This is a genomic window from Clostridium sp. 1001283B150210_160208_E6, from assembly GCF_015669365.1.
In the GTDB taxonomy this organism is placed as follows: Bacteria; Bacillota; Clostridia; order Clostridiales; family Clostridiaceae; genus Clostridium; species Clostridium paraputrificum.
Genome location: NZ_JADPAA010000015.1, coordinates 62070 through 85664 on the forward strand (window position 1 = coordinate 62070; position 23595 = coordinate 85664).

A 23595-nucleotide genomic window follows, 5' to 3' on the forward strand; every position below is an offset into this window, starting at 1 on the left:
CATCACAGACAGGTTCCCCTAAATAACTTGTCTGTTTTTATTTATAAAAAAGGTACTATACTATCAACGTTCTAGTACAGTACCTTAGGGAGTATATGGGGTAAATTAAAATTGCGGAAACTTTATTTACTCGGTTATTTATATTATAAGTAATTACTTACCATAACAAATCAATTGTATAGACAACTTTTTATTATATCTGATTAAAAGAAATCGCTTCGATTTCTATAACAGCATCCATAGGAAGTCTTGCAACTTGAAAGCAACTTCTAGCTGGTAAATTCTCATTAAAATATTCACTATATACTTCATTAACTATTGAAAAGTCACCTAAATCTTTTAAGTAAATAACTACTTTTACAACATTATCTAACGAACTACCACCTTCTTCCAATATTGCTTTAATGTTTTCAATAGATTGTCTTGTAGCTTCTTTTACATCAGTTTTTAGCTCTCCACTTTTAGGATCTATAGGTAATTGTCCTGATGTAAAAATTAAATTCCCACACTTAATACCTTGGGAGTATGGTCCTATTGCTTTTGGTGCATTTTCTGTATTTATTTTTATATTCATATTTACTTCCTCCTATTTTGCTAACATGATACTTAATATTGTATTATCAGTATTTGCAAGCCCTTCTTTTACTAACTTTGCTATATTCTTTATTGTCTCTTCAACATCATCAAATACTATTCCGTCTTTAGATGATGGAGATATATTATTCATTGCTAATGTTGAACATTGTATAGCTGCATTGGTTGCAGTAGCTATCTTTAATGCACAAGTTGTTTTTGCTCCATCACAAATTAATCCTGATAAATCAGCTAACATATTATTAATTGCTCTCTTTATATTTTCTAAAGAGCCTCCTTGTAGATATGTCATTCCACAACAAGCTCCTGTAGCCCCTGCAATACCTGCTCCACAAAGTGGTGATAATCTTCCCATATATTCTTTTAAATGTATAGTTATTAAATTACTTATTATCAATGCTCTAGCTAAATCTTCATCACTCTTCTTTAATATACTTCCAAGTTCTATAACTGGCATCGTACATGCTATACCTTGATTTCCACTGCCTCCTGTTGTCATTATTGGCATTGTGCACCCATCCATTCTTGCATCAGAAGCCGCTGCCGTTGCTGCTATAATTTGATTTGCAGCATTACTTGTTAATAAATTAAACTTTGAAGTTGAGCTTATCTTATTTCCTACTTGTAACCCGTACCCTCCCTTAAGTCCTTCATTAGATACTTTTTTATTCATAGGAACAGCATTAAGTATAAATTTTATTTCATTAAAATCAGCTGTAGTTGCAAACTTATATATTTTTTCAACACTTAGTTCATCTGAATCCTCTATAATATTTTCTTCTGTTTCTACTTTTGACTTATATAATACATTATCATTTTTTTCAATTAGTATTATATTAGTATGCTCTCTAGAAATAACTACTTTTGCATACCCATTGTCACTTCTCACGATTGCTTCTATATATAACTTTTCCTCTGTATGTTTTTGACTAATTTTAATAATTTTATTATTAACAATTTCGTTAGCTTTTTCTAATTCATCCTTAGTAAAATTAGATAATATCTCTAACTTTTTTTCTGATTTTTTAATAATTCCACCAAGTGCAGCTGCTATTTCTATTCCTATTTTCCCAGTTCCAGGTATACCTACCCCTAATGCATTCTTAATTATGTTTGCACTTAAATATAGTTGAATTTGTTTTATCTCTCCCTTTATCTGTTCTGAAGCAAGAGAAACTGCATAAGCTACAGCAATTGGCTCAGTGCACCCTTCTGCTGGAACAACCTCTCTTTTTAATATATCTATATATTTGCACATAAGATTTCTTCTCCTTCTACAATTCTAATAGTTTTATTAAAGCTAAGGTATATATCTCCATATTCTTTCGTATATGCTCTATTGGGACTCTTTCATCTGCTCCATGCCCACCAGTTTTATACGTTAAGAATTTGGGACCAAATGCCACCATATCTTTAAACCAACTTGCATATGTGCCACCACCCATAGCAATTGTATATCCCTTTTCATCTGTTACTTCTTCATAGGCTTCTAATAACTTTTTAAGTACTAAATTACTCTCATCAACATAATGTAAGTCTTTATGAGAAATAATTTTTATATTCCAATCATTACAAAAAACCTTCTTAAACCTATCCAATATATTGTTTAAATCAATATTTTTACCATACCTTATATCTAACTCACATATAATCTTTTCTTCATTCACTTCTAGTATTCCTAAATTTAAAGTAGTGTTTTTGAATACATCATCATATTGATTAATTCCCAACGCATCTCCATAATAGTCACTACAAAGATATTTTAAAAGTAATTCTATATCTTCTCTATATTGAAAATCTATATTATCTTCAACTATTTTTATTAGCATTTTAGATATAGCATTTTCTCCCTTTTCTGGATTACTTGCATGAGAAGCTACTCCTTTAGTAGTAAACTCTGAAATAATTCCATTAATAATTTTTGCAGTGCAATTAGATGGAACAACATTTTCTTTAGTTCCTCCCCTTGCTATTATGTAAGGTTTACTTTTATCAATTTTAATGTCTTTTTCTATCTTTATATGAACCCTTCCTTTTTCTCCATTAACCACTGGATAAATAGCATCTGGAGTAAAGCCCATACTTGGAATTTCTTCACCTTTATCTAAATAATATTTGATACACTCCATACCTGTTTCCTCATTTGTACCAAATATTAATCTTATTCTTTTATTAATTATAGGGTAAGTATCCTCTATGTTTTTCAATACATGTATGAGCATGGACACAGCCCCCTTATTATCTATGGCGCCTCTTCCATAAATAATATTGTCAATTACTATTCCCGAAAATGGCTCTACACTCCACCCATCTCCTGGTGGAACTATATCTAAATGCATTGGAATTCCTATTAGTTTTTCTCCTTCTCCAATTTCTGCATATCCAATATAATTATCAATATTTTTAACGTTAAATCCTAAACTAGCACAGTAGTCTAAAGTTTTCTCCAAAGCTTTTTTAGGTCCTACACCAAAAGGACATTGTGAAATAGGTTTACCTTGTTGTGTATCAATTTTTATTAACTCTTTTAGAAATTCTACTGTTGTATCTAAACTATTATCTACACTTCTACTTATATCCATAAATCAACCTACTTTCTGTTTTTTTAAAGCCTGTCCTTAAAGAACAGGCTTTTAATATAAAAAACTATTTTCTTGTGAATACTAATTCGCAAACTTCATCATCATGAGCACATTTTTGAGCAAACTCTAATTTTACACCTTGTGCACAATCAACTCTTCCATAATCACCATAGCAAGCTAATCTACAGATTTCTTTTCTTTCTTCCTTAGTTAATCCATATTCTTTCCAAGCAGCATCTAATGGACAGTGGTGGAATTTTAAAACTCCATTTTCATCTGTATTTTCTACTAATTCCATTTCAAATACTTTTTGTCCCTTACTGTTATATAACATTTCTGCCATTTTTCCTGGAGTATCTGCTACACTATATTTTTGACCTCTCATTTTACCAAATCCATATATTGCTTCTTTACATATATCATCTGGATTAACTCCTAATTTTTCAGCTTCTTTCATAAGAAGATAAAACCATACTGCTCTTTCTCCTGTTGCTCCTCTAATTCCTTCTAAATATTCCTTTTCTGTATACATCTTTTCTGACATTTCTTTCTCCTCCTAAAATTAAATTCTATATTTTAATCATTGTAAATTAGAATATTCCAATGAATGATCCTACTAATGCTGCTACAACTAAAATTACTAATAACTTAGTTATTGTCCACTTCTTATATTTCATTCCCCAATATACGAAGAATACAACACCAAGTGGTAATAAACCTGGAGCAATCATGTTTAATGTATCTTGAACAACAATTGCTTTACCACCAATATCAAATGATAATGGAGTTGAAAGCTTAACTGTAGTTGCAGATAATGCTCCCATCATAAACATCCCTAGAATTGAAGCACCATCAATTATCTTATTGACAATACCACCTGATAGAATTTTCTTAATTGAATCTCTCCCCAAAGAGTATCCTAAATGGAATAAGTAATAACCTTCGCAAAATAGTAATATACTAAACATTATTGGGAAAAATGCACCTATAACGCTTCCTTCTGCTCCAAATGAAGCACCTAAAGCTAAGAATATTGTTTGGAATGTACCAAAATCTAAAGTATCTCCAATTCCAGCCAAAGGTCCCATAAGCCCATTCTTAACACCCGAAATAACTTCTCCTGGGATTTTTCCTTCAGTAGCTTTCTCTTCTTCCATAGCTAAAACTGTACCGTGGATTAACCCTCCCCATATAGCTTGAGTATTAAAAAATTGTAAGTGTCTCTTTAACGCATCTACTAAATCTTCTTTTTTCTTATATAACTTTTCTAAAGCTGGAGTAAAACTTGCACAAACTGCTAATGCTTGCATTCTTTCAAAAGAGTTAGATAATTCTGCTGTCCACCACCATCTTAGATATGTTTTTGTTACATCCTTCTTCGTAAGTACTCTTGTCTTATTAACTTCAGTTGTACCTTGTTCATTTTTAACTTCTTTATTTTTTATTTCTTGCATTATACTTCACCTACCCTTTTATCTTCTTTCATAAATGTAACTAAAAGAGCTATACAAACACCAAATATTGCAGCTGCAGTAATTGATATTTCAAAATATTGAACCATAAAAAATCCTATAATAAACATTGGTAAGAATTTATTTTTACCTATAGTAAATATTGTTGTTGCAAAACCTAATGCAGGTAATATACCACCCATTACTGTTAATCCATTCATCAACCATTGTGGTATAACATCTAATAATGATTGAACTAAATCTGCTCCAAAAAGGTTACATACAAAAACTATTGGAAATCTTAAAACAAACCCAAATATTAAAGAGTAAAGTGTTGCACATCTCCAGATACCTTTTGTATTACCTTCTTCGGCATACTTATCTGCCTTATGAACTAATACAGCATTACCAGTTCTTCTTAAGTTATTAACTAATACTCCTATTACACCTAAAGGCACCGCAATAGATACTGCAACTTCTGCATTAACACCAGTTTGAAGCGCTACTGGTATTGCAATAAGAGCAGCTAAACATTTATCTGATGGAATATTTCCTCCTGCTGCTACCATTCCTAGATAAACCATTTCTATACTTGCACCAACAATCATACCAGTTGTTACATCACCCCAAAGTAATCCAAGGCCAAAACCTATAAATAAAGGGGACTTTAGTGTTGAGAAAAGGGTATACCCAGCAAGACCTGCTGCAAACCAATACCATAATCCTGTTACAATTGCCAACATTAAAACAGATTCCATTTATAATTCCTCCTAATTTATAATTTTTATTTAAACTTTTTTAACGCATTTTCATATGTCATAGATGATTCCTCTGGTATAACTTGTAGAACTATTTCAACACCATCTTTATTAAGTTCATTTAGTTGTTCTACATCTTGGTTTCCTAATGAAACAGCTGTAAATACCATCTTCTTTCCTGCTTCATTTGGAATACCTCCTAATTGAATCTTTTCATACTTAAGTCCAGCCTTATATGCCTTATTTGCCATATCCACATTCTTAAATAGAATAAATATGTTTTTATCTCCTAAAGTATTATTTTGGAATGCTTGTCCTGCATCTTCTGCTGTTAAAATAGCTACTTCTACTCCTGATGGCGCTGCCATTCTGTATATGTCAGCCATAAATTCATCTTGACCTAAGAAGTCATCAACTATTATTATTTTTTGAGCTTGAGCTATTTTCACCCATTTTGTTATAACTTGTCCATGAATTAATCTGTGATCTACTCTTACTAATGTTATTTTTGCCATTATATCCACCTCATAACTTATACTTTTTTAAATTCTTTAATTAAATCCACACAAAGGTTGTTATTATTTTTCACGATTCTTTCTGATAATGTATGTACTTTATCTTCTTTGCTTAATTCTTCATCTACGATTAAAATTGTCTGTAAGCTAAGCCCATTTATTACATCTATACCTCTTCTTATAGCAACAGTTATTGCAACACTGGATGTAGATCCACCATACAAATCTGATATTATAATTTTCACATCTTCTTTATCTACTACTTCTTCAACCTCTTTCATGAATACAGAAATATCTTGTTCAGGGCTTAGTGAGAAAACTTCGTATTGATTTACCAACCCAAAATTTTTATTTGCTTCTTCTACTAATACCTTTCCCCAAGTTCCATGGCAGAGTATGATTGCTTTATATTTATTCATTACTAAACAAAATCTCCTTTATAGCGATTAATACTGTGATTTAATTCTATTTCTTCTTCATCAGGTACCATTTGGATTGATACATTAATATTCTTTTTAATAAATTCATCTATTAAAAGAAACTCTTTTTTATTAATGTATACATTTTTAGATATTTTCTTTTTTCCTATCCCTGTAGGTATTCTTCCAATAATAAGTTGTTTAATATCAATTCCTTCTTCTCTCATTCTATTTGCAGTATCTAAATTTTTAATTAATACAAAAACATTATCATCAGCGGGGTTATTATAAAAACACCTCCTTGCTTCACTTACAGTTAATATTGATAAATCAATATTCTTTGGTGCTGCCATTTTTATCAAACCTTTAGCAATAACATCATTGGTTGTTTCATCATCTACTACCACTATTTTTTTAACATCTAGATACTTAACCCATTTATATATCACTTGACCATGTATTAATCTATCATCACATCTGCAATACTTTACTAAAGACATTTTTAATCGAACTCCTTTTTCTATTACATTGAGCTAAGAACTTTATTAATATGGTTTATACCAGTTTTCCCCGCTTCAATACATGCCTCTACTAGCTCTTCTAAACTTTTTCCCTCTCTATTAATTAAAGCTTCAAGTAGCATTGGAAGATTTACTCCAGTAAGTGCATGAAACTTTCTACCTTTTTTAAGGTTTAAACTTGCAACATTACTTGGTGAACCTCCTAATAGGTCAGCTAATACTAAAACTCCGTCACCTTCATCTAATTCATTTAACTTTTCTACAAATTTTTTATTTAAGTCTTCAATATTATCATTCCTATTTAGTTTAAGTGCTGCTGTTCTTTCTGCTGGTCCTGCAATAAGTTCACAGCTTTTTATAATTTCTTCACTAAAACTCCCATGAGTCATAACTATTATCCCTATCACCAATCTCACCTCACTTTTCTTGTCACTTTTTATATAAGCAATTGCCGTGCCAACTTATGTGTATCAATAACAAATGGCTATTCTACAGGATTTAAACAAACCTTTTTATTTAATTTATAAAAAAACTTACTCTTTCAATATGTATCAAATTCTTTTTCAAACCTGTATCAAATCTGTATCAAAAAGAAGTAAAAAAAAGATAGCCTTCTGGCTATCTTTAAATTTTGTATCAACTTTTGAATTTATCTGTATCATACTGTGATTCAAATATATCTAATATATTTGCATATTCCATATCTGAAATAATTATATCGAATGTCTCTTCTACAAGCTTAAAGCTTTCTTTTATAACTAAATATAATTCTTTACTTCTAACAATTCTTTCTTCATATGATTTATAAACTAAAGACTCTTTTATTATTACTCTTTCAATCATACATGAACAATGAAATATAAACTTTACTAAAAGCTCATCTTGAATTACTAAAGAATAATGTTCGCTAATCTTATTAATTACTTCTTTTAATATAAAATAAGCCTTTTCCCCATTTAAAAAAGTCAAAGTTTTACTAATATTATCAATTAGTAATCTATCAAAATATCTGCCACCATTATCTTTTTCAACATATGTAATTTCCATATCTCCATAATGTTTCTTTATAGATTCTATAATATTAAAATATAATTTCTCTAACGTCATTTCCGGAGTTAGGGCCTTTCTAGTTGCTTCTATTACAATAGGTGTACTTACCATATCTATTGCTTTTACTTCTTTCCCAGTAGCATCATGAATCACTTTAGCAAAGGTTAAAATAGATCCCATGTCAGTTAGAATTAAAATTCCCTTTCCCTTATCAATTTCATTCGCTATTTCTATAGCTTGGACCAAAATATCCTGAACTCTATCTTCTAATCCCATATTGATTGCCACTGCATGGTTACAATCAAGTAAAGTATTAGCTACATTTACCATACTAGATGCCGTAGATTCACCATGCATTATAACTAATATTGCTATGCTCTCTTCATTTAATCCTGCATAAGATAAATAAAGGAACGTTGCTAAAAAAATCACTTCATCCTCTGGAAACTCAACTCCATACATTAACGATACATTAGATAATATTTCTTTTGCTATATTATACTCATAAGCTCTTTCCTTCATAATTTCATCTATATTAGGATGCTTTACTATGTTCCCAACCTTTATTCTTTCAATTAAATTTTGAATATGTAAGGCTATAGCTTTTATTAATTTATCTAATCCTTCTCTTCCGCTCCATTTATCATGCTTTTGTAAAATATATTTCACAGTAGTTGCAATTGAATCATTAACAATATTGTTATAAGCTGTTTGATTACTACTATTATATATAAAAGTATTCATTAAATTATAGGAATACTTCTGTATATCTTCATCTATAACACTTCTAATTTGTGACTCTTTAATACCTTCTTGTTGAAGTTTGTTCCAGGTTTCTTTTATCATTCCATAGAAATCTAGATCATATTTTTTATTTTCTATTAATAAATTTTCACTTTCAAAATTCTTTTCTTCTGGTAAAAAAGTAATATCATCTTTCCCAATAAAGCTGAAATTTTGTACAAACTCCTCTTTTCTATTATTTCCATATAATGCTTCTCTAATATTATTTGATAGAAGAGAGAGTCTTACATATACACATTCCCTTTTATAGGTCATATAATCTAAAAAAGCTCTTGCACAAATTAATTGTATATCACTTTTTAACTGTCCTATATTCCCCTTACACTTATATAAAATAAATGCTTTAATAACTTCTTTCGAAACCTTTAACTTAACACCGATCCTAATACTCTCTTCTTTAAAGAAATAACATATAAGCTTCATTCTCTCTTGAAATCCTCTTTCCTCTAAAGACGGAATCTTTATAGTTACAGGTATTCTCCTCAAAAACGTTTCCAACATTGCTGTCTCTGGATCTTCTGTAGTGGCTGCAATTATCATAACCCTACATTCATGTACCTTATTAGCCTCTCCTAGCCTTCTATATATCCCTTTATCCATAAGCAAAAATAGCATTTCTTGTCCCTCTGCAGATAACCTATGAACTTCATCCAAGAATAATATTCCATTATTAGCTTCGTGTACAAGACCATACTTATCTTTATCAGCTCCAGTAAATGCTCCTTTTACATATCCAAAAAGCTGTGCTAATAATAATTGCTGATTATCAGAATAATCAGCACAATTAAATATGATAAATGGCGCATTATCACTATCTTCTTTTATAGTTAAACTATACTTGTACATATATTCTGCAAATATAGATTTACCAACCCCTGTAGGTCCTATTATTAATGTACTTAACCCCTTAGGTGGATATATTACTGCTGCTTTAGCTTGTTCTATCTGTGACTTTAAACTTCCGTCACATCCTATTAAATTAAAAATATTATTCTCTTTTTTTATATCCTCTACAATATACTCATCTTTTATAGAATCATTTTCACTATATTCGTTTATAGAGTTAATATTATCAAATATCCCTTTATTTAGTTTCTTTCCTAAAATACTCTCAACACTTTCTTTATCTAAGTACTGAACAGGTTTTCCCTTTATCTTTATAATAATACTTTCTTTTATTAATTGATTTAACTCCTTACTAGCATTACTTCTATTTATACCTACTTCAGTAGCAATATATTCTGCATCAAATCCAAATCTAATGCCATTATTAAGGTTCAAGTGTTCTTGTGTTAACCTTTTCAAGCAAATTAAAACTTTTTCTTTCCTTGATAGCTTCTTTTGTATCATAGTTAACCTCCCCTACAAGTAGTAATACTGTTAAATATTATTAAACTTAATTCTACAATATTTTAATATTTTTGTCTAATTGTGTAACTATTGATTTTATATCTTGTTCGTCTTATAATATAAATTACGTCACCCTCATCTTTTATAGAGGAGGAATTTATATGAATTATTTATCAGATTTACACACCCACTCTATAGTCAGTGGTCATGGCTATAGCACTTTGTTAGAAAATATTAATTATTGTAAAGAAAATGGAATTAAGATACTAGGTACAGCTGAACATGGTCCTAAGATGCCTGGTTCACCCCATGAATGGTACTTTCACAACATTCAAAATATCCCAAGAATCATAAATAACATTCTAATCTTAAGAGGATGTGAAGCAAATATACTAGACACTGAAGGAAACATAGATCTAGAACCCTTTGTCATTCCTCGATTAGATTATCTTATCTTGTCATTTCACGAAGCCGTTTTTTCACCAAATACATTAGAGAATAATACTAAAGCCTTAATAAATGCGATAAATAAGCATGATAATATTGAAATATTAGGCCACCTTGGAAATCCACACTATCCAATTGACTATGAATTAATCATTAAATTAGCTATGGAAAAAAATATCTTAATAGAAATAAATAATTGTTCTATCAAAGGCGTGTCAAGAAAGGGTAGCGCGGATAATTGTAAGTATATTGCTAAACTTTGCAAAAAATATGGTGCTAAAATCATACTAACTTCAGATGCTCACATTTGTTTTGATATAGGTAACTATGAGTATTCTGAGGATATATTAAAAGAAATTAATTTTCCAGATGAATTAATAATGAATTATCCTAAAAAACTTATTAATCATTTTCATCAAAAAGGTAAATTACTAGATGTTGATTATACAAATATTTGAGTAATACTGCATGCTTGCTTTAACTCTTATAAAAATCTTAATACTATTTATATGATATGAAATGAGGAAATTCCAATGAAGAGTCTATTTAATAAACTAATAAATTATGATATTTCTAATAAAATATATATTATTGGTATTGACGGTTTAGGCGGTTCAGGTAAAAGTACACTTGCTAATTCACTAAAATTACAATTGCAAAATTTGAATTATCCTTCTTACATCTTACACATTGATGATTTTATACATCCTAAATGTATTAGGTATGATAATTCTAAAGAAGAGTGGGATTGTTATTACAATATCCAATGGAGATATGACTATTTACTGAATGAAATTTTAGTTCCTATAAAAAATGGAGATAAAATAGATAAGCTAATTGAATTATATGATAAAGAAAATGATAGATATATGTTACAAAGAATATGTATTCCTTATGGCTCTATTTTAATACTAGAAGGGGTATTTCTACAAAGAAAGGAACTGAAAAACTATTTTGATTTCACAATTTATCTTGATGTTTCCAAAGAAATTAGATTAAGCAGAGTTTTAGTAAGAGATGAATATATAGGTAATATAGAAGATATACAATGTAAATATGAAAATAGATACTTCCCAGCTGAAGAAAAATATATCTTGGAATATTCCCCTATTGAAAATGCTGATCTCATATTAACTACAAATAGAGCATAATTTACGTACTTGTCTACTTTTTATATATTTATGAAAAAGGTACTATACTATCATTGTTCTAGTATAGTACCTTAAAGGAATATTTATTAGGTAAATTAATTTAATTCTTTTATTCTCTTTATAAGTTCTTTAAATCTTATATTATCTTTTATAGCATCAAATGATTCATTTGTCTCAAATAAAAGATTAATACTATCCTTCATATGCTCATTTGCTACTAACTTCTTTTCTACTTTAATTGTATCAAAATAAATAGTATCTGATAGATTCTCCTTATTTTCACCTAAACTATTTATTACAAAAAGCTCATATTTCTCTAACGCATCAATAGCTTTTTCTTCCATTCCATTTCTAGAATACATTTCAGCTATTTCCATATAAGTTCCTGCACCATTATTAGAAACATTAAAAAGCTTTGAAATATTCATATTAGTTTCTAATATCTCGATTCCCTTATCAAGTTTTCCTTCCTTCTCTGCTATTCTTGCTAAAGACACTAAATTTATACCACAATCTTGTATGCTTTCTAGTAAAAGCTGTTGATATATACATTTAGCCTCACCTATATCTCCCTTGCGATAATATATAGTGGCAGTAAATACCTTTCTATCCTTTGATGATTCTGGTAGTTTATTTACAACATCTAAAGCTTCATCATATTTCTCTAACATGATATAATAACTTGATAAAGATATTAATGCATTATCTTTTAGTACATTATCTTCACTCTTGGAAACTTCTTTTAGCATTTCTATAATTCTATCCATAAACCTATTCACATCACATTCTGAAGTTAGGGATGATATATAAATAAAATACAAGCCTGTCATCTGTAACTTTAATTCCAAAGAATTAGGATATTTCTTTAGATACTTTTCGCTATATTCATATGCATGAAAATAATCTGAAGTAGTAAACTTATTTGAACATTTCATTAATATTTCATCTATTTCATTTTTAGTTAGGTTTTCTTCAAATTCTAATAATCCATCTACTGTAGTACCTAATAATCTTGCAATAGGAGATAACAAAGTAATATCAGGATAAGTACTTCCACTTTCCCACTTTGATACAGCTGCCTTTGAAACTCCAATACTCTCTGCTAATTGCTCCTGTGTTAGTCCCTTTATTTTTCTTAACTTCTGTATAACACTACCTATTCGTAGATTCATAACTATCACTCCTAATACTTTACATTGGAAAGCTTTCTAAATATAAGTATATTAAAGCCTTCCAACTTAAGCAATGGAGTAAAAATCAACTTATATTACAAAAAAGTTAACCTATATTAAACTGGGAAATCCTTTTTCATAAATATTCTAATACCAACTAAATACATTATTAGTCCAATTATATATAAAACTGCAAAACATACAATTGCACTTGAATCCCCTGCAATAATCTTATCTGGTTGAAATAAGGTTAACGGAGTTAAGTACTTTAACTTTTCAAGTTTATCTCCAACCTGTGAAAGCATTTGAATAAGTATAAAAACTACTGCTAGTCCTCCACCTACCCCATAGGAATATCTACTGTCATTAAATGTACAAGATGATAGGAAACACATTCCTCCAATAAAGAATAATAGTCCATATAAACCAACATTAAGCAATAAGAACTTCTTTATATCCAAATCTCCTGGGAATGCAATTTGTCCTACTCCTATACCAATTAATACAGCAATACCAACTAAAACTAGAATAGCAGATGCCATAAATACAGCTTGTGTAGTAACTATATTCTTACGTTTATTAGGAGTTGCAAGAAGATACGCCATAGAACCTTTATCAACATATCTTGCAATTAGCTTATTACCAAGTATAATAATACATATTGTAGGTATTATTATAAGTATAAATCCATATAAATAGTTTGCAACAAACTCAATTAATGTTGCTCCCGCATTCATCATACCAAAAGCTGCAAATACCTCTGGCATACTTTCTGCCATAACACTTAGACTTTCACCTAACTTTGGATCAAACATTAGTACAACTACAGATGAATACATAGAAATTAATGCTATAAAAATAAGCATTGTTTTGTAATTTGATTTAAGCTCTCTCTTAAATAAAGTATTATTTATCATTCTTTTCACCTCCATAATAGTGTAAGAATAACTCTTCTAAAGTTTGAGTCCTAATATTAATATCTTTTATTACATATTTACTTAAAGTTTTAATAAATTCATCTACATTTTTAGAAACCTTTATATCAACAATATTTCCATCTCTTGAACTTTTCTTTGTAGCTTCAGCAAATTTAATTGCTTCATTTTCATCATTAAATGTTACTTGGAATATCTTACGCTTATTCTCTCTAAGCTTTTCCATATTCTCTATTGCAATAATATGACCTTCTTTAATAATTGCAACTCTATCACAAGTATTTTCTATCTCCTCAAAAATATGGGATGACATAAGTATTGTTTTTCCTTTATCTCTCTCTTTTAAGATAAGTTCCACAAACTTATTCTGCATTAAAGGATCCAATCCACTAGTAGGCTCGTCCAATATTAATATATCTGGATCTTGCATAAAAGCACATACTATACCTATCTTTTGTTTCATCCCTTTAGACATCTTTTTAATTTTTCCACTTGGATCTAATTCAAAGAATTTCATTAATTCCTCTGCAGAAGAAAAATCTTTCATTCCTTTCATATTTCCTATAAACTTTATGAATTCCATACCTGTCATATCATCCATAAATGCTATTTCTCCTGGTAAATATCCAAGAACCTTTTGTACTTCCTCTGCTTTATCAAAGCAATCTAAGCCATTAATTTTTACATTTCCCTTATCCGGCCTAATAAATCCCATAAGTTGACGTATTGTTGTTGTTTTACCTGCTCCATTAGGTCCTAAAAATCCTAATATTTCACCTTTGTTTACTGAGAAGGTTACATCAAATACCCCTTTATTATTGCCATAATCCTTTGTAATATTAGAAACTTCAATTATGCCCATTTAAATACCCCTCCTTATATGAGATTTTTTTAAGCATTTCAGTCCAACAATTAAACTCTTCTACAATTTTATTTATATCTATCTCTTTCCCTATCCTTCGCTTCTCATGCATATATCCATCCGTTAACCAAAATAACATTTGTAGTATCTTTTTTGGCTCAACCTCTTCTTTAAACTTTGAAAAATTGATATTACAAAAATAAATTTCTAGTAAATTACTTGTTTTCTCACCAAGATCATTTGACAGCTCTTTTGCCATTTCTTCTTTATCCAAATAAAAAGCTCTTACAGCGAAATCCATTATATAAGGATTTTTCCCTAGTATAGCTAGTTTCTTTTTAATAGCATATTCTATTAACTCAAAAAAATCTGTTATCTTTTCAACATTATTATCCATAACACTTTCAGCAACTGTATCAGAGAGATAATTATAAAGGTACATATATAGTGCTTTTTTATTTCCAAAGTAATAAAATAGCAATCCCTTTGATATTCCTGCCTTAGCAGCTATATCATCAGTTACTGCACGTTTATACTCATTCTTTCCAAATACCTCAAAGCCAGCATTTATAATTCTAAGTTGCTTTTCTTTTGGCAAATTAAAAAACTCTTCTCTCATTGTACCCCCTTAAACCTATTCGGTTAATTACATTATATTTGATTGACTACTTTTTACAACCCCATAACGAATTAAAAAAGGAGCTGTAGCATTAATTTTTCTACGGCTCCTTCATATTTTATTTCTTAAATAATTTTACAACTTCATACCATAGAATTGATACTAAAGAAATTCCACATACCTTTAATATTTCACTTGTTCCTAAATGTACTAGCCCTAAAAATCCTGATAATGGAGTATATAGTATTATAACTAATCCTACTATGGTACCTATTGCTACTGACCACATAACCTTATCTTTTCTAAGCTTAATTATAGACTTATAAGCTAATTCACTGTTTGAACTATTTACTTGGACAAGAAGCAAATTAGAAATCATTATTATAGCCAACCCCATAGATCGTGCAAGCTCTATACCTGACTCTAAATAATAGTAGTAAGTTCCAAAGGAAGCGGCAAATAAAACTAGACCTTGAATTATGCTTTTTACAAGGACTTTTGAAGTTAATATTCCTTCCCTAGGATCTCTTGGCTTACGATTCATTATATCACTTTCAGCAGGTTGCCTTTCTAAAACAATTGAGCAAGTTGGATCAATTAATAGTTCCAACAACACAACATGAACTGGTAATAACAATAAAGATGATGCACTTATTCCTAAAAGTGGTGCTAATAATGAAGCAAATGCAATTGGCATATGAATAACAAACACATATCCTATTGCCTTCCTTATATTATCATAGATTCTTCTACCATCCTTTACTGTATCTACAATAGTAGAAAAGTTATCATCCAAAAGAATTAAATCTGCTGCTTCTCTTGAAACCTCTGATCCTCTCTTACCCATTGCTATTCCAATATCAGCATACTTAAGGGCTGGAGCATCATTAACTCCATCGCCAGTCATAGCAACCACTTCACCAATTTCCTTAAATGCCTTTACTATTCTCATTTTATGCTCTGGTACAACTCTAGAGAATATACTAACATCTTTTATCCTTTTATTTAGTTCCTCATCATCCATTTTATTTAATTCTTCACCAGTAATTATTCCTTGACTATGTGGAATTCCTACCTCTTTAGCTATTGAACTTGCAGTAATTCCATTATCACCAGTTATCATAACCACCCTAATTCCAGCATCTAGACACATCTTTATATCATCTTTTATTCCTTCTCTAGGTGGATCTTGAAGGCCTATAAGTCCTAGAAATTCCAACTTACATTCCTCTAAACTCTTTGGAATATCACCATTATTTATAATCATCTTACCTACGCCTATAACTCTTAGCCCTTTTGATGACATTTCATACATTTTCTCTTCTACTTTTTTCTTTTCATCCCCTGATAATAAGCATATATCTAGAATCTTTTCTGGAGAACCCTTAGCACTAACACTTATTACTCCATCATTTTCCCATACGTGTCCCATCATCTTCTTTTCATTAGTAAAAGAGTATTCCGTAACTAATCTGCCTTTAAATAACTTCTCTTTTGATATTCCTTTATCTTCACAATACTTAAGCATAGCTTGTTCCATAGGGTCATAAGGATCTGTTTCACAAGCCATCCCCATTGTAACATCTAATTCATCTATATCCTTTAATGCCCAACTTTCTTTTAAAGCCATTTTATTCATTGTAATAGTTCCTGTCTTATCCACACATAAAACAGATATTACACCTAATGTTTCTACTGAAGGAAGCCTACGGACAAGAGAGTTTTTCTTTGCTAATCTCCAAGCTCCCATTGATAAAAATACTGTTAAAATGACAGGAAATTCTTCAGGAATCATAGCCATTGCAAGTGTTATTCCTGAAAGAATACTTTCAATTACTCTTTCCTTTAAGCTATGGTCTGGCAAATTAAAATAGGTTATTATACAAACCAACACAAACAGCACTGCTGCTATAGTTGCACATATCTTAACCAATTTACCTGTTTGCTTTTGAAGTGGAGTTGGAGTATCTGGTGCTTCTGAAATATTAATACCTATCTTTCCATACTCCGTATCTTTTCCTATTTTATCAACCCTGACTATCCCTCTCCCCTGAGTTACTAAAGTTCCTGCATAGCAATAGTCCCTTCTCCAATAATCATCACTATTATTATCATCAATGCACTTCCATACACCTTCTGCTTCTCCAGTTAATGATGATTCATCTACGCAGAGATCATTAGCTACCAACACATTACCATCAGCTGGTATTTTTACCCCCTCAGTAATAATCATTAAATCATTTGGTACTAGTTCCTCACTGTTAATACTCTTTTCAACACCATTTCTAATAACAGTTATATGTGGTGCTGAAAGATTTTTTAATGCACTTAGAGTTTTATCTGTCTTCCACTCTTGAATAATATCAATACTTATTATTCCTAATACAAATACAAGCATTACTACACCATCTTGAGGTTCTCCAAGTATGAAATATATAACAGCTGCAACTAATAGTAATAAAAACATTGGTTCCTTTAAAACCTCTAAAATTTTTAAGAATAGGCTTTCCTTTTTAGTTGGAATAAGTTCATTTTTACCATACTTATTCCGAGCCATTCTTACTTCTTCATCTGTTAAGCCTTTCATAGTTTGTACCTTTTTCTGTTCTGTCATAAAACTTACCTCCATTTTTCCTATTATTTAGGAATATTTTGTTTGATAGCTCTATGGCATTGCATTAAAGATTCTATCCAGTTGTTGCTCTAAAGGTAAATAAAAAAATACCTGTAGAACAATATACTGTCCCACAGGTATTTTAAAAATCCTGTTGCCCTAAGGCCCGGCTCCATAAACTAAATAAATTCATCGGCCTGATCAGTTTGTACTGTAGATTTATATGCAGTGCAAAGAGATTACTATATATTATATTAAAATTTTATATTTATGTATACTATTATTTTCATTTTTTACTTATTATTCTTAATAAGCCAATTTTGCGCCAAAGTTTATATAGCAATATTTTTACATTAGTGCTAATATATTTAAAGGAATGTTTTAGAATTTTTATGAATTATTCAAAAAATCTAAAGAAATATTGACACAATAGGAGTTATGTTATGAGAGAAAAAAAATTATCGAATGATGGTCTTATGACTGAAGGTTCAATTGGAAAACAACTTATAGGATTTGCCTTTCCTTTACTTCTAGGAAATCTATTTCAACAACTTTATAATACTGTAGATGCAGTTATTGTAGGTAAATTCGTTGGAAGCGAGGCATTAGCTGCAGTAAACTCCTCCACACCACTTGTTAATTTATTAGTTAGCTTTTTCATGGGAATTTCAGTAGGTGCTGGAGTTGTAATTTCTCAATACTATGGTGCAAAAAATGATAAAAAGTTGCATGATGCAGTACACACTACAGTAGCACTTGCACTTGCTTCTGGAATATTTATGACTTTTGTAGGTATTGTACTCTCTCCTATTATTTTAAGACTTATGGGAACACCAGAAGATGTTATGGGATTATCCACAATATATCTTCAAATTTATTTTGGTGGGATTCTTGGAATTGTTGTTTATAATATGTGTAGTGGTATTTTACGTGCTGTTGGCGATTCAAAAAGACCATTATATTTCTTAATGGTGTCTTCAGTAATAAATATTATTCTAGATTTATTATTTGTAGCTATATTTGATATGGGTGTTGCAGGGGTTGCATTTGCTACTCTAATAGCTCAATTTGTTAGCGCTGGTCTAACTTTATTTGTATTAGTAAGAACTTCTAATAGCTTTAAATTAATACTTAGAGATATAAGATTTCATAAGTTGCAAATTATTAAGATTGTTAGAATTGGACTACCTACAGGTATACAAAATACTATAGTTTCTCTTTCAAATGTTGTTGTACAAGGAAATATTAATAGCTTTGGAACATTAGCTATGGCTGGGTGTGGTTCATATGCCAAAATAGATGGTTTTGCAATTCTGCCTGTTATGAGCATTGCTATGGCTATAACAACATTTACTGGACAAAATATAGGAGCAAAAAAATACGATCGTGTTAAAGAAGGTACTAAAATTGGGACAATCTTTAGCTTAATTACTGTTGTTATCATTTCTGCTATTATAATGATATTTACTCCAAACATATTAAAGATTTTCACAAATGATAGTGATGTTATTTATTATGGTACATTAATGATGAAATGTTTAGCCCCTGGATATATATTCTTAGGACTTTCTCATCTATTCTCAGGTGTACTTAGGGGAGCAGGTAAAACTACTGTGCCTATGATAATAATGGTACTATGTTGGTGTTTCTTAAGAATGGCTTGGGTTTTAACATTCACACCAATTTTTAAAGATATAAAAATTGTTTTCTTTGGATATCCAATCACTTGGTTTGCAAGTGCTGCAATCTTGCTTATATATTATAAAAAGGCTAATTGGCTTCCTCATGAAGAAATAATAGAGGAAAAGACAACACTTGAAAAAAGCTGTTAATAATACAGTACGTATAAAACAGTTAAAGTTTAATAGGTTTATTATTTTTAGAGAAATCAATTATTGATTTCTCTTTTTATATTTTAATTTATAATAACTGGTACTAAAGAATATATACTCATTACCATATTACAATATTACAATATTAGAATATAGGAATATCTATGATAAAATTTACTTATGGAAGAGAAAGGAGAGTATACTATGAAAAATTATATTGGTTATTTAATTAAATATAATAGATTAAAAAGGAATTATTCCCAAGAAGGATTATGTAAAGGAATTTGTGCTGTATCATATTTAAGCAAAATAGAAAAAGGGGTTGCAGATCCAAGCCCTGAAATAATAGATCAACTATTTAAAGCATTAAATATAAATTATTTAAGAGACAAGATACTTCTCTCAAAATATAAATCTCTGCTTTTTAACTTCTTTGATAAAACATTTCATGATGAACCTACTACTGAAGAAGAAAAAGAATTATCTATAGCAGATGAACAGTTATTATACAGCGAATTAGGCCTAGAATATCAATTATTTCGGGTATATCAATTATATAATAAAAAAGATAGTACAAATGCTAAATCTCTTCTTAAATCTTTAGAACTATTTAAGGAGTATATGAATGAACCCACCCTATTTCTTTACGAATACATATATTCTTATCTAAAGGAAGACTTCAAGAAAAAATTTTATGCTTTACAAAAAGCTGATAATTTATTACCTAATAGCTTTGTTTCTTTATCTATGGCAGAATTAATGTTTTCAGAAGGAAAATACCAAGAAGCTTTAGCATATTGTGCTATAGGCTCTTCACGTGCTTCTGATGAAGGTAATTTCATGGTAATGAAAAAAATCACATTTATTGAAGGCTCTAGTTATGCCAATTTATTTAATCACACTCTTATGCTAAAGTCATACAAAAAGCTACTTGAATTATGCCGTAAAGATTATAAAATTCAAGCAGATGTAAATTACAATATTGGAGCTTCTTACATAGAAAAGCAAAAGTATGCTGAAGCTATTCCTCATTTATTATCTGCTTATTCTATATATAAAGATGATTTTAACATTTTTTTGGTCTGCCACAAACTCGCTATAGCTTATTGTGAGCTTAACAAAAAGGATGAGGGTTATAAATATCTAGAAGAAGCCAAAAAAATATATAATACAGATATGCCAAAATTATATTATAAGATGATACATTTAATCGAACTAAGGTATAAAGATAACTACCTAGACTCAGAAGAATACTTTACTTTATTAAAGGAAATATATAGTACCATTGAAAATGAGATACATTATGGATTTAAGCAATTCCACTCTATATTTATGATAGAATCATATATTCATAGAAGAAAATATAAAGAGGCTTTTACTATTTTAAAAGATATGAATCATTTATTTTCCTAAGGCATTCATTTTAATCAATCTAAACATGTATAATGGAGTATGATTTTCCCAAATATACTGAATTGTTTCTCATTAAGCTTAATCATATAATTGTGTTATCAGGAAAATATAGGGGGGAATAACACAATGAAAAACAAAGAAACTCTTTGGAGTAAAAACTTTACTATAATCACCATAGGAACTGTAATTAGTGCTATAGGTGGAGTAGCTATGAATGTTGCATTAAGTTTAGTTGTTTTTGATAATACATCATCAACTTGGATGACTGGCTTGTTTACAGCAAGCTCCATGTTACCAACAGTAATATTACCTATATTGTTAGGACCATATATAGATAGCCATAAGAGAAAAACTATAATTTTTTCACTAGATGGTATTATGGGAATAATTTATATTCTATTTGCTTCTTATGTAGTAGTTAAAGGTTTTGATTATATAACTTACATGATTTTTGGAATAATTACAGGCGCTATAGGTTCTATATATTCAACGGCTTATTCTGCATTATATCCAGAACTTATACCTAAGGGTTTTATGCAAAAAGGTTACTCTATATCTTCAATTATTTATCCAACAGTTACTGTATTCATATCTCCCATATCAGCAATACTATATCAAAATTACGGAATACACCTTCTTTTATTTGCAGAGGGAATCTTATTATTAATTACTTCTGGATTTGAAATGTTAATAAGTATTGATGAAACTAGCTTATTATTAAATAACTCCTTTAACTTGAAATCTTACTTTAGCCAAATATTTGAGGCTTTGAAATATTTAAAGGAGGAAAAGGGTGTACAAGGTCTATATGGTTATATGGCTATAACGAACGGAATGGGTAATGGGGTAAATCTTATGATAATGACTTATTTTCAAAGTTCATCTTTTCTAACCACTGCAATGTACTCCTTGTTAATAAGCGCTGAAACATTAGGACGTATGCTTGGCGGTATTATACACTATGCTATAAAAATACCTACAAACAAAAGATATAAAATAGCAGAACTCGTTTATAAAATTTACAATATCTTAGATGCTACACTTCTATTTCTCCCCTACATTGGAATGTTAATATCTAGATTTATTTGTGGTTTTCTTGGAGTTAATAGTGCTACCCTAAGAGAGGTTGCAGTACAAAGCTATATCCCTCCAAGTATGAGGGCTAGAATTAGTAGCTTGCTAACTGTTTCTATACAATTTGGTGTTATGGTTTCTCAACTATTAGCTGGAGCTCTAGGGGAAGTTTTATCCTACAGATTAGTTGCTGTAATATTTTCTTTAATAGGAATGCTTTGTGTTTATTTATTAATAGTACGTAATAAGAAATCTATCCAACCACTTTTTGAAGCTAACAACTAATATCTAAAGAAAGAAACCCTGTAATATTTTTACAGAGCTTCTTTCTTTTAAACTTTTTTATTCATAACAACTATACTATCTGATACTTCAAATCCTTGCTTTTCATAAAATCCTATAGTCTTATCACTTCTACATGTATTTAAGACTATTTCTTTTATTCCCATCTCTTTCAATCTATTCTCGAAAACATTATATACTTGTGTTCCAAGCCCCTTAATTCCTAAGGTTATATCAACACAAAATTCTTTTATTTCAAATATTACGCCATTATAATATTGTTCTTGTCGTCCAAAAATCATTCCAACTATTTGTGAGTCTTTTATTGCAACCATTCCATAAAATCCATCACAATTTATCATCTGTGCTAATCTCTTATAAGCAATTTCTTCTGTCCACTCTTCATTCCAAGGATAAGTGTTAAATGCTTTTACAAAAAGAGTAGCCATATCTTTCAAATGAGTTTCATTAAGTTCTCTATACTCCATTTATTCACCTACTGTTTTTTCATTAATATAATTACTATTTAAGATTTCTTTCTTTTAATTGATATTGAATATAAATTTTGTTAATAACAGATAGTACTGCAGACCTAACAAGTTCAGATTCTCTTGTAACTTTCTGAGCAGAACTTTGCTCTGAACCACCATTTGAAGCAAACACAAACTTAATAGTCTTCTCTAGTTCAATACAAAAATAATCATAAGCTTCTTCAACATCATAAGTTCCTATTTGAATTTTTATTAGTTCTGATATTTCAGAAATACTAAAAACCTGTTTAAATACACATAAAACAATTAAATACGATAAGTGATTTCTATCATATTTTTTATTAACTGGAGGCTGTAATAACTTATGTTTAACATAATTATTTAGCATAGTGGGCGTAAGTAACATTTCATCCTTATTAATATTTAAAGCAGATAATGCTTCCTCAATATATACAATTACTTGATCCTTATATAAAGGAATATTAGGTAATTCAGAATATCTTGGACAATGATAGTCTAAAAGTTCCTCCACAATCCCTTTTTTCTTATCACTTTTCATAAATCCACCCCTTCTCTATTTAAGTTAGTGTAAAGTTTTTTACACTACTTTTCTTTTTAAATCTTTATATATCAAGGTTTCGAAAGTTTTTTTGCATAAA

The 23595-nt window shown here is 29.7% G+C and carries 23 protein-coding genes and 1 riboswitch; of the genes, 5 read left to right on the forward strand and 18 right to left on the reverse strand.

Going from position 1 to position 23595, the window contains the following annotated elements; translation table 11 throughout:
- Positions 1-193 precede the first annotated feature (193 nt).
- From I4V16_RS14175 to I4V16_RS14225, 11 genes are all read right to left on the reverse strand, one after another.
- Complete coding sequence (locus I4V16_RS14175; protein WP_049178390.1) at positions 194-574, reverse strand: RidA family protein; 381 nt, start codon at positions 572-574, stop codon at positions 194-196.
- Positions 575-586: 12 nt separating this feature from the next.
- Positions 587-1852, reverse strand: coding sequence for an L-serine ammonia-lyase, iron-sulfur-dependent, subunit alpha (locus tag I4V16_RS14180; protein WP_049178391.1), 1266 nt, complete (start codon positions 1850-1852; stop codon positions 587-589).
- Positions 1853-1868: 16 nt separating this feature from the next.
- On the reverse strand, positions 1869-3176 hold the full coding sequence (locus I4V16_RS14185; protein ID WP_195966910.1) for a M20 family metallopeptidase: 1308 nt from the start codon (positions 3174-3176) through the stop codon (positions 1869-1871).
- A 64-nt stretch (positions 3177-3240) separates the two neighbouring features.
- The gene (locus tag I4V16_RS14190; RefSeq protein WP_027096691.1) at positions 3241-3720 is read right to left on the reverse strand and encodes an L-2-amino-thiazoline-4-carboxylic acid hydrolase; all 480 of its coding nucleotides are present in this window, start codon (positions 3718-3720) and stop codon (positions 3241-3243) included.
- A 46-nt stretch (positions 3721-3766) separates the two neighbouring features.
- Positions 3767-4630: a PTS system mannose/fructose/sorbose family transporter subunit IID gene (locus I4V16_RS14195; RefSeq protein ID WP_027096692.1), complete on the reverse strand. Its 864-nt coding sequence runs from the start codon at positions 4628-4630 to the stop codon at positions 3767-3769.
- Positions 4630-5385, reverse strand: a complete 756-nt coding sequence (locus I4V16_RS14200; protein WP_027096693.1) for a PTS sugar transporter subunit IIC — start codon at positions 5383-5385, stop codon at positions 4630-4632. Before I4V16_RS14200 ends, I4V16_RS14195 begins: the two co-directional genes overlap by 1 nt.
- A 26-nt stretch (positions 5386-5411) precedes the next feature.
- Complete coding sequence (locus I4V16_RS14205; protein ID WP_027096694.1) at positions 5412-5900, reverse strand: PTS sugar transporter subunit IIB; 489 nt, start codon at positions 5898-5900, stop codon at positions 5412-5414.
- 17 nt (positions 5901-5917) lie between these two features.
- Positions 5918-6319, reverse strand: coding sequence for a PTS mannose transporter subunit IIC (locus tag I4V16_RS14210; RefSeq protein ID WP_195966911.1), 402 nt, complete (start codon positions 6317-6319; stop codon positions 5918-5920).
- A gap of 2 nt (positions 6320-6321) precedes the next feature.
- On the reverse strand, positions 6322-6819 hold the full coding sequence (locus I4V16_RS14215) for a PTS sugar transporter subunit IIB (protein ID WP_195966912.1): 498 nt from the start codon (positions 6817-6819) through the stop codon (positions 6322-6324).
- A 23-nt stretch (positions 6820-6842) separates the two neighbouring features.
- Positions 6843-7247, reverse strand: a complete 405-nt coding sequence (locus I4V16_RS14220; RefSeq protein WP_049178397.1) for a PTS sugar transporter subunit IIA — start codon at positions 7245-7247, stop codon at positions 6843-6845.
- A 229-nt stretch (positions 7248-7476) separates the two neighbouring features.
- Positions 7477-10044: a sigma 54-interacting transcriptional regulator gene (locus tag I4V16_RS14225; protein ID WP_099329670.1), complete on the reverse strand. Its 2568-nt coding sequence runs from the start codon at positions 10042-10044 to the stop codon at positions 7477-7479.
- A 161-nt stretch (positions 10045-10205) separates the two neighbouring features.
- Here I4V16_RS14225 and I4V16_RS14230 point away from each other — a divergent pair, with 161 nt between their 5' ends.
- Together I4V16_RS14230 and I4V16_RS14235 are read left to right on the forward strand one after the other, a co-directional pair.
- On the forward strand, positions 10206-10949 hold the full coding sequence (locus I4V16_RS14230) for a phosphatase (RefSeq protein ID WP_049178399.1): 744 nt from the start codon (positions 10206-10208) through the stop codon (positions 10947-10949).
- Positions 10950-11024: 75 nt separating this feature from the next.
- Entirely contained in the window at positions 11025-11642 is a 618-nt protein-coding gene (locus I4V16_RS14235; RefSeq protein WP_195966913.1) for a uridine kinase, read from the forward strand.
- A gap of 95 nt (positions 11643-11737) precedes the next feature.
- Here I4V16_RS14235 and I4V16_RS14240 read toward each other — a convergent pair whose 3' ends face one another.
- From I4V16_RS14240 to I4V16_RS14260, 5 genes are all read right to left on the reverse strand, one after another.
- Positions 11738-12814 (reverse strand): helix-turn-helix transcriptional regulator, encoded by a 1077-nt coding sequence (locus tag I4V16_RS14240; protein WP_099329671.1) that lies wholly within the window; start codon positions 12812-12814, stop codon positions 11738-11740.
- 116 nt (positions 12815-12930) lie between these two features.
- Positions 12931-13731, reverse strand: a complete 801-nt coding sequence (locus tag I4V16_RS14245) for an ABC transporter permease subunit (protein ID WP_049178402.1) — start codon at positions 13729-13731, stop codon at positions 12931-12933.
- Positions 13721-14611: an ABC transporter ATP-binding protein gene (locus I4V16_RS14250; protein WP_049178403.1), complete on the reverse strand. Its 891-nt coding sequence runs from the start codon at positions 14609-14611 to the stop codon at positions 13721-13723. Before I4V16_RS14250 ends, I4V16_RS14245 begins: the two co-directional genes overlap by 11 nt.
- Positions 14598-15230, reverse strand: coding sequence for a TetR/AcrR family transcriptional regulator (locus I4V16_RS14255; RefSeq protein WP_099329672.1), 633 nt, complete (start codon positions 15228-15230; stop codon positions 14598-14600). The genes I4V16_RS14250 and I4V16_RS14255 overlap by 14 nt, the downstream gene beginning before the upstream one ends.
- Positions 15231-15348: 118 nt before the next feature.
- On the reverse strand, positions 15349-17844 hold the full coding sequence (locus I4V16_RS14260; RefSeq protein ID WP_195966914.1) for a cation-translocating P-type ATPase: 2496 nt from the start codon (positions 17842-17844) through the stop codon (positions 15349-15351).
- A 124-nt stretch (positions 17845-17968) separates the two neighbouring features.
- Positions 17969-18059, reverse strand: a riboswitch (NiCo riboswitch).
- Between the two features lie 228 nt (positions 18060-18287).
- On the opposite strand from I4V16_RS14260, the gene I4V16_RS14265 reads away from it, so the two are divergent.
- The 3 genes from I4V16_RS14265 to I4V16_RS14275 all read left to right on the forward strand — a co-directional run bounded on the left by I4V16_RS14265 (position 18288) and on the right by I4V16_RS14275 (position 22448).
- A complete protein-coding gene (locus tag I4V16_RS14265; RefSeq protein WP_049178256.1) occupies positions 18288-19676 on the forward strand; it encodes an MATE family efflux transporter in 1389 nt (462 codons plus the stop codon).
- 204 nt (positions 19677-19880) lie between these two features.
- A complete protein-coding gene (locus I4V16_RS14270; RefSeq protein WP_161954492.1) occupies positions 19881-21089 on the forward strand; it encodes a helix-turn-helix domain-containing protein in 1209 nt (402 codons plus the stop codon).
- A gap of 126 nt (positions 21090-21215) precedes the next feature.
- Positions 21216-22448 carry an MFS transporter gene (locus I4V16_RS14275; protein ID WP_099313904.1) on the forward strand — a complete coding sequence of 411 codons (1233 nt, stop codon included), beginning with the start codon at positions 21216-21218 and terminating at the stop codon, positions 22446-22448.
- A 47-nt stretch (positions 22449-22495) separates the two neighbouring features.
- On the opposite strand, the gene I4V16_RS14280 is transcribed toward I4V16_RS14275, so the two are convergent.
- Positions 22496-22933, reverse strand: coding sequence for a GNAT family N-acetyltransferase (locus tag I4V16_RS14280; protein WP_049178260.1), 438 nt, complete (start codon positions 22931-22933; stop codon positions 22496-22498).
- 34 nt (positions 22934-22967) lie between these two features.
- Positions 22968-23495, reverse strand: a complete 528-nt coding sequence (locus I4V16_RS14285) for a DUF1836 domain-containing protein (RefSeq protein ID WP_049178261.1) — start codon at positions 23493-23495, stop codon at positions 22968-22970.
- Positions 23496-23595: the final 100 nt, after the last annotated feature.

Coding starts and splice junctions, on each gene's coding strand:
- I4V16_RS14285 (WP_049178261.1), bottom strand. CDS start 23,495: ATGAAAAGTGATAAGAAAAAAGGGATTGTGGAGGAACTTTTAGACTAT.
- I4V16_RS14205 (WP_027096694.1), bottom strand. CDS start 5,900: ATGGCAAAAATAACATTAGTAAGAGTAGATCACAGATTAATTCATGGA.
- I4V16_RS14235 (WP_195966913.1), top strand. CDS start 11,025: ATGAAGAGTCTATTTAATAAACTAATAAATTATGATATTTCTAATAAA.
- I4V16_RS14270 (WP_161954492.1), top strand. CDS start 19,881: ATGAAAAATTATATTGGTTATTTAATTAAATATAATAGATTAAAAAGG.
- I4V16_RS14180 (WP_049178391.1), bottom strand. CDS start 1,852: ATGTGCAAATATATAGATATATTAAAAAGAGAGGTTGTTCCAGCAGAA.
- I4V16_RS14245 (WP_049178402.1), bottom strand. CDS start 13,731: ATGATAAATAATACTTTATTTAAGAGAGAGCTTAAATCAAATTACAAA.
- I4V16_RS14265 (WP_049178256.1), top strand. CDS start 18,288: ATGAGAGAAAAAAAATTATCGAATGATGGTCTTATGACTGAAGGTTCA.
- I4V16_RS14260 (WP_195966914.1), bottom strand. CDS start 17,844: ATGACAGAACAGAAAAAGGTACAAACTATGAAAGGCTTAACAGATGAA.
- I4V16_RS14210 (WP_195966911.1), bottom strand. CDS start 6,319: ATGAATAAATATAAAGCAATCATACTCTGCCATGGAACTTGGGGAAAG.
- I4V16_RS14190 (WP_027096691.1), bottom strand. CDS start 3,720: ATGTCAGAAAAGATGTATACAGAAAAGGAATATTTAGAAGGAATTAGA.
- I4V16_RS14255 (WP_099329672.1), bottom strand. CDS start 15,230: ATGAGAGAAGAGTTTTTTAATTTGCCAAAAGAAAAGCAACTTAGAATT.
- I4V16_RS14185 (WP_195966910.1), bottom strand. CDS start 3,176: ATGGATATAAGTAGAAGTGTAGATAATAGTTTAGATACAACAGTAGAA.
- I4V16_RS14195 (WP_027096692.1), bottom strand. CDS start 4,630: ATGCAAGAAATAAAAAATAAAGAAGTTAAAAATGAACAAGGTACAACT.
- I4V16_RS14280 (WP_049178260.1), bottom strand. CDS start 22,933: ATGGAGTATAGAGAACTTAATGAAACTCATTTGAAAGATATGGCTACT.
- I4V16_RS14230 (WP_049178399.1), top strand. CDS start 10,206: ATGAATTATTTATCAGATTTACACACCCACTCTATAGTCAGTGGTCAT.
- I4V16_RS14175 (WP_049178390.1), bottom strand. CDS start 574: ATGAATATAAAAATAAATACAGAAAATGCACCAAAAGCAATAGGACCA.
- I4V16_RS14275 (WP_099313904.1), top strand. CDS start 21,216: ATGAAAAACAAAGAAACTCTTTGGAGTAAAAACTTTACTATAATCACC.
- I4V16_RS14200 (WP_027096693.1), bottom strand. CDS start 5,385: ATGGAATCTGTTTTAATGTTGGCAATTGTAACAGGATTATGGTATTGG.
- I4V16_RS14240 (WP_099329671.1), bottom strand. CDS start 12,814: ATGAATCTACGAATAGGTAGTGTTATACAGAAGTTAAGAAAAATAAAG.
- I4V16_RS14215 (WP_195966912.1), bottom strand. CDS start 6,819: ATGTCTTTAGTAAAGTATTGCAGATGTGATGATAGATTAATACATGGT.
- I4V16_RS14250 (WP_049178403.1), bottom strand. CDS start 14,611: ATGGGCATAATTGAAGTTTCTAATATTACAAAGGATTATGGCAATAAT.
- I4V16_RS14225 (WP_099329670.1), bottom strand. CDS start 10,044: ATGATACAAAAGAAGCTATCAAGGAAAGAAAAAGTTTTAATTTGCTTG.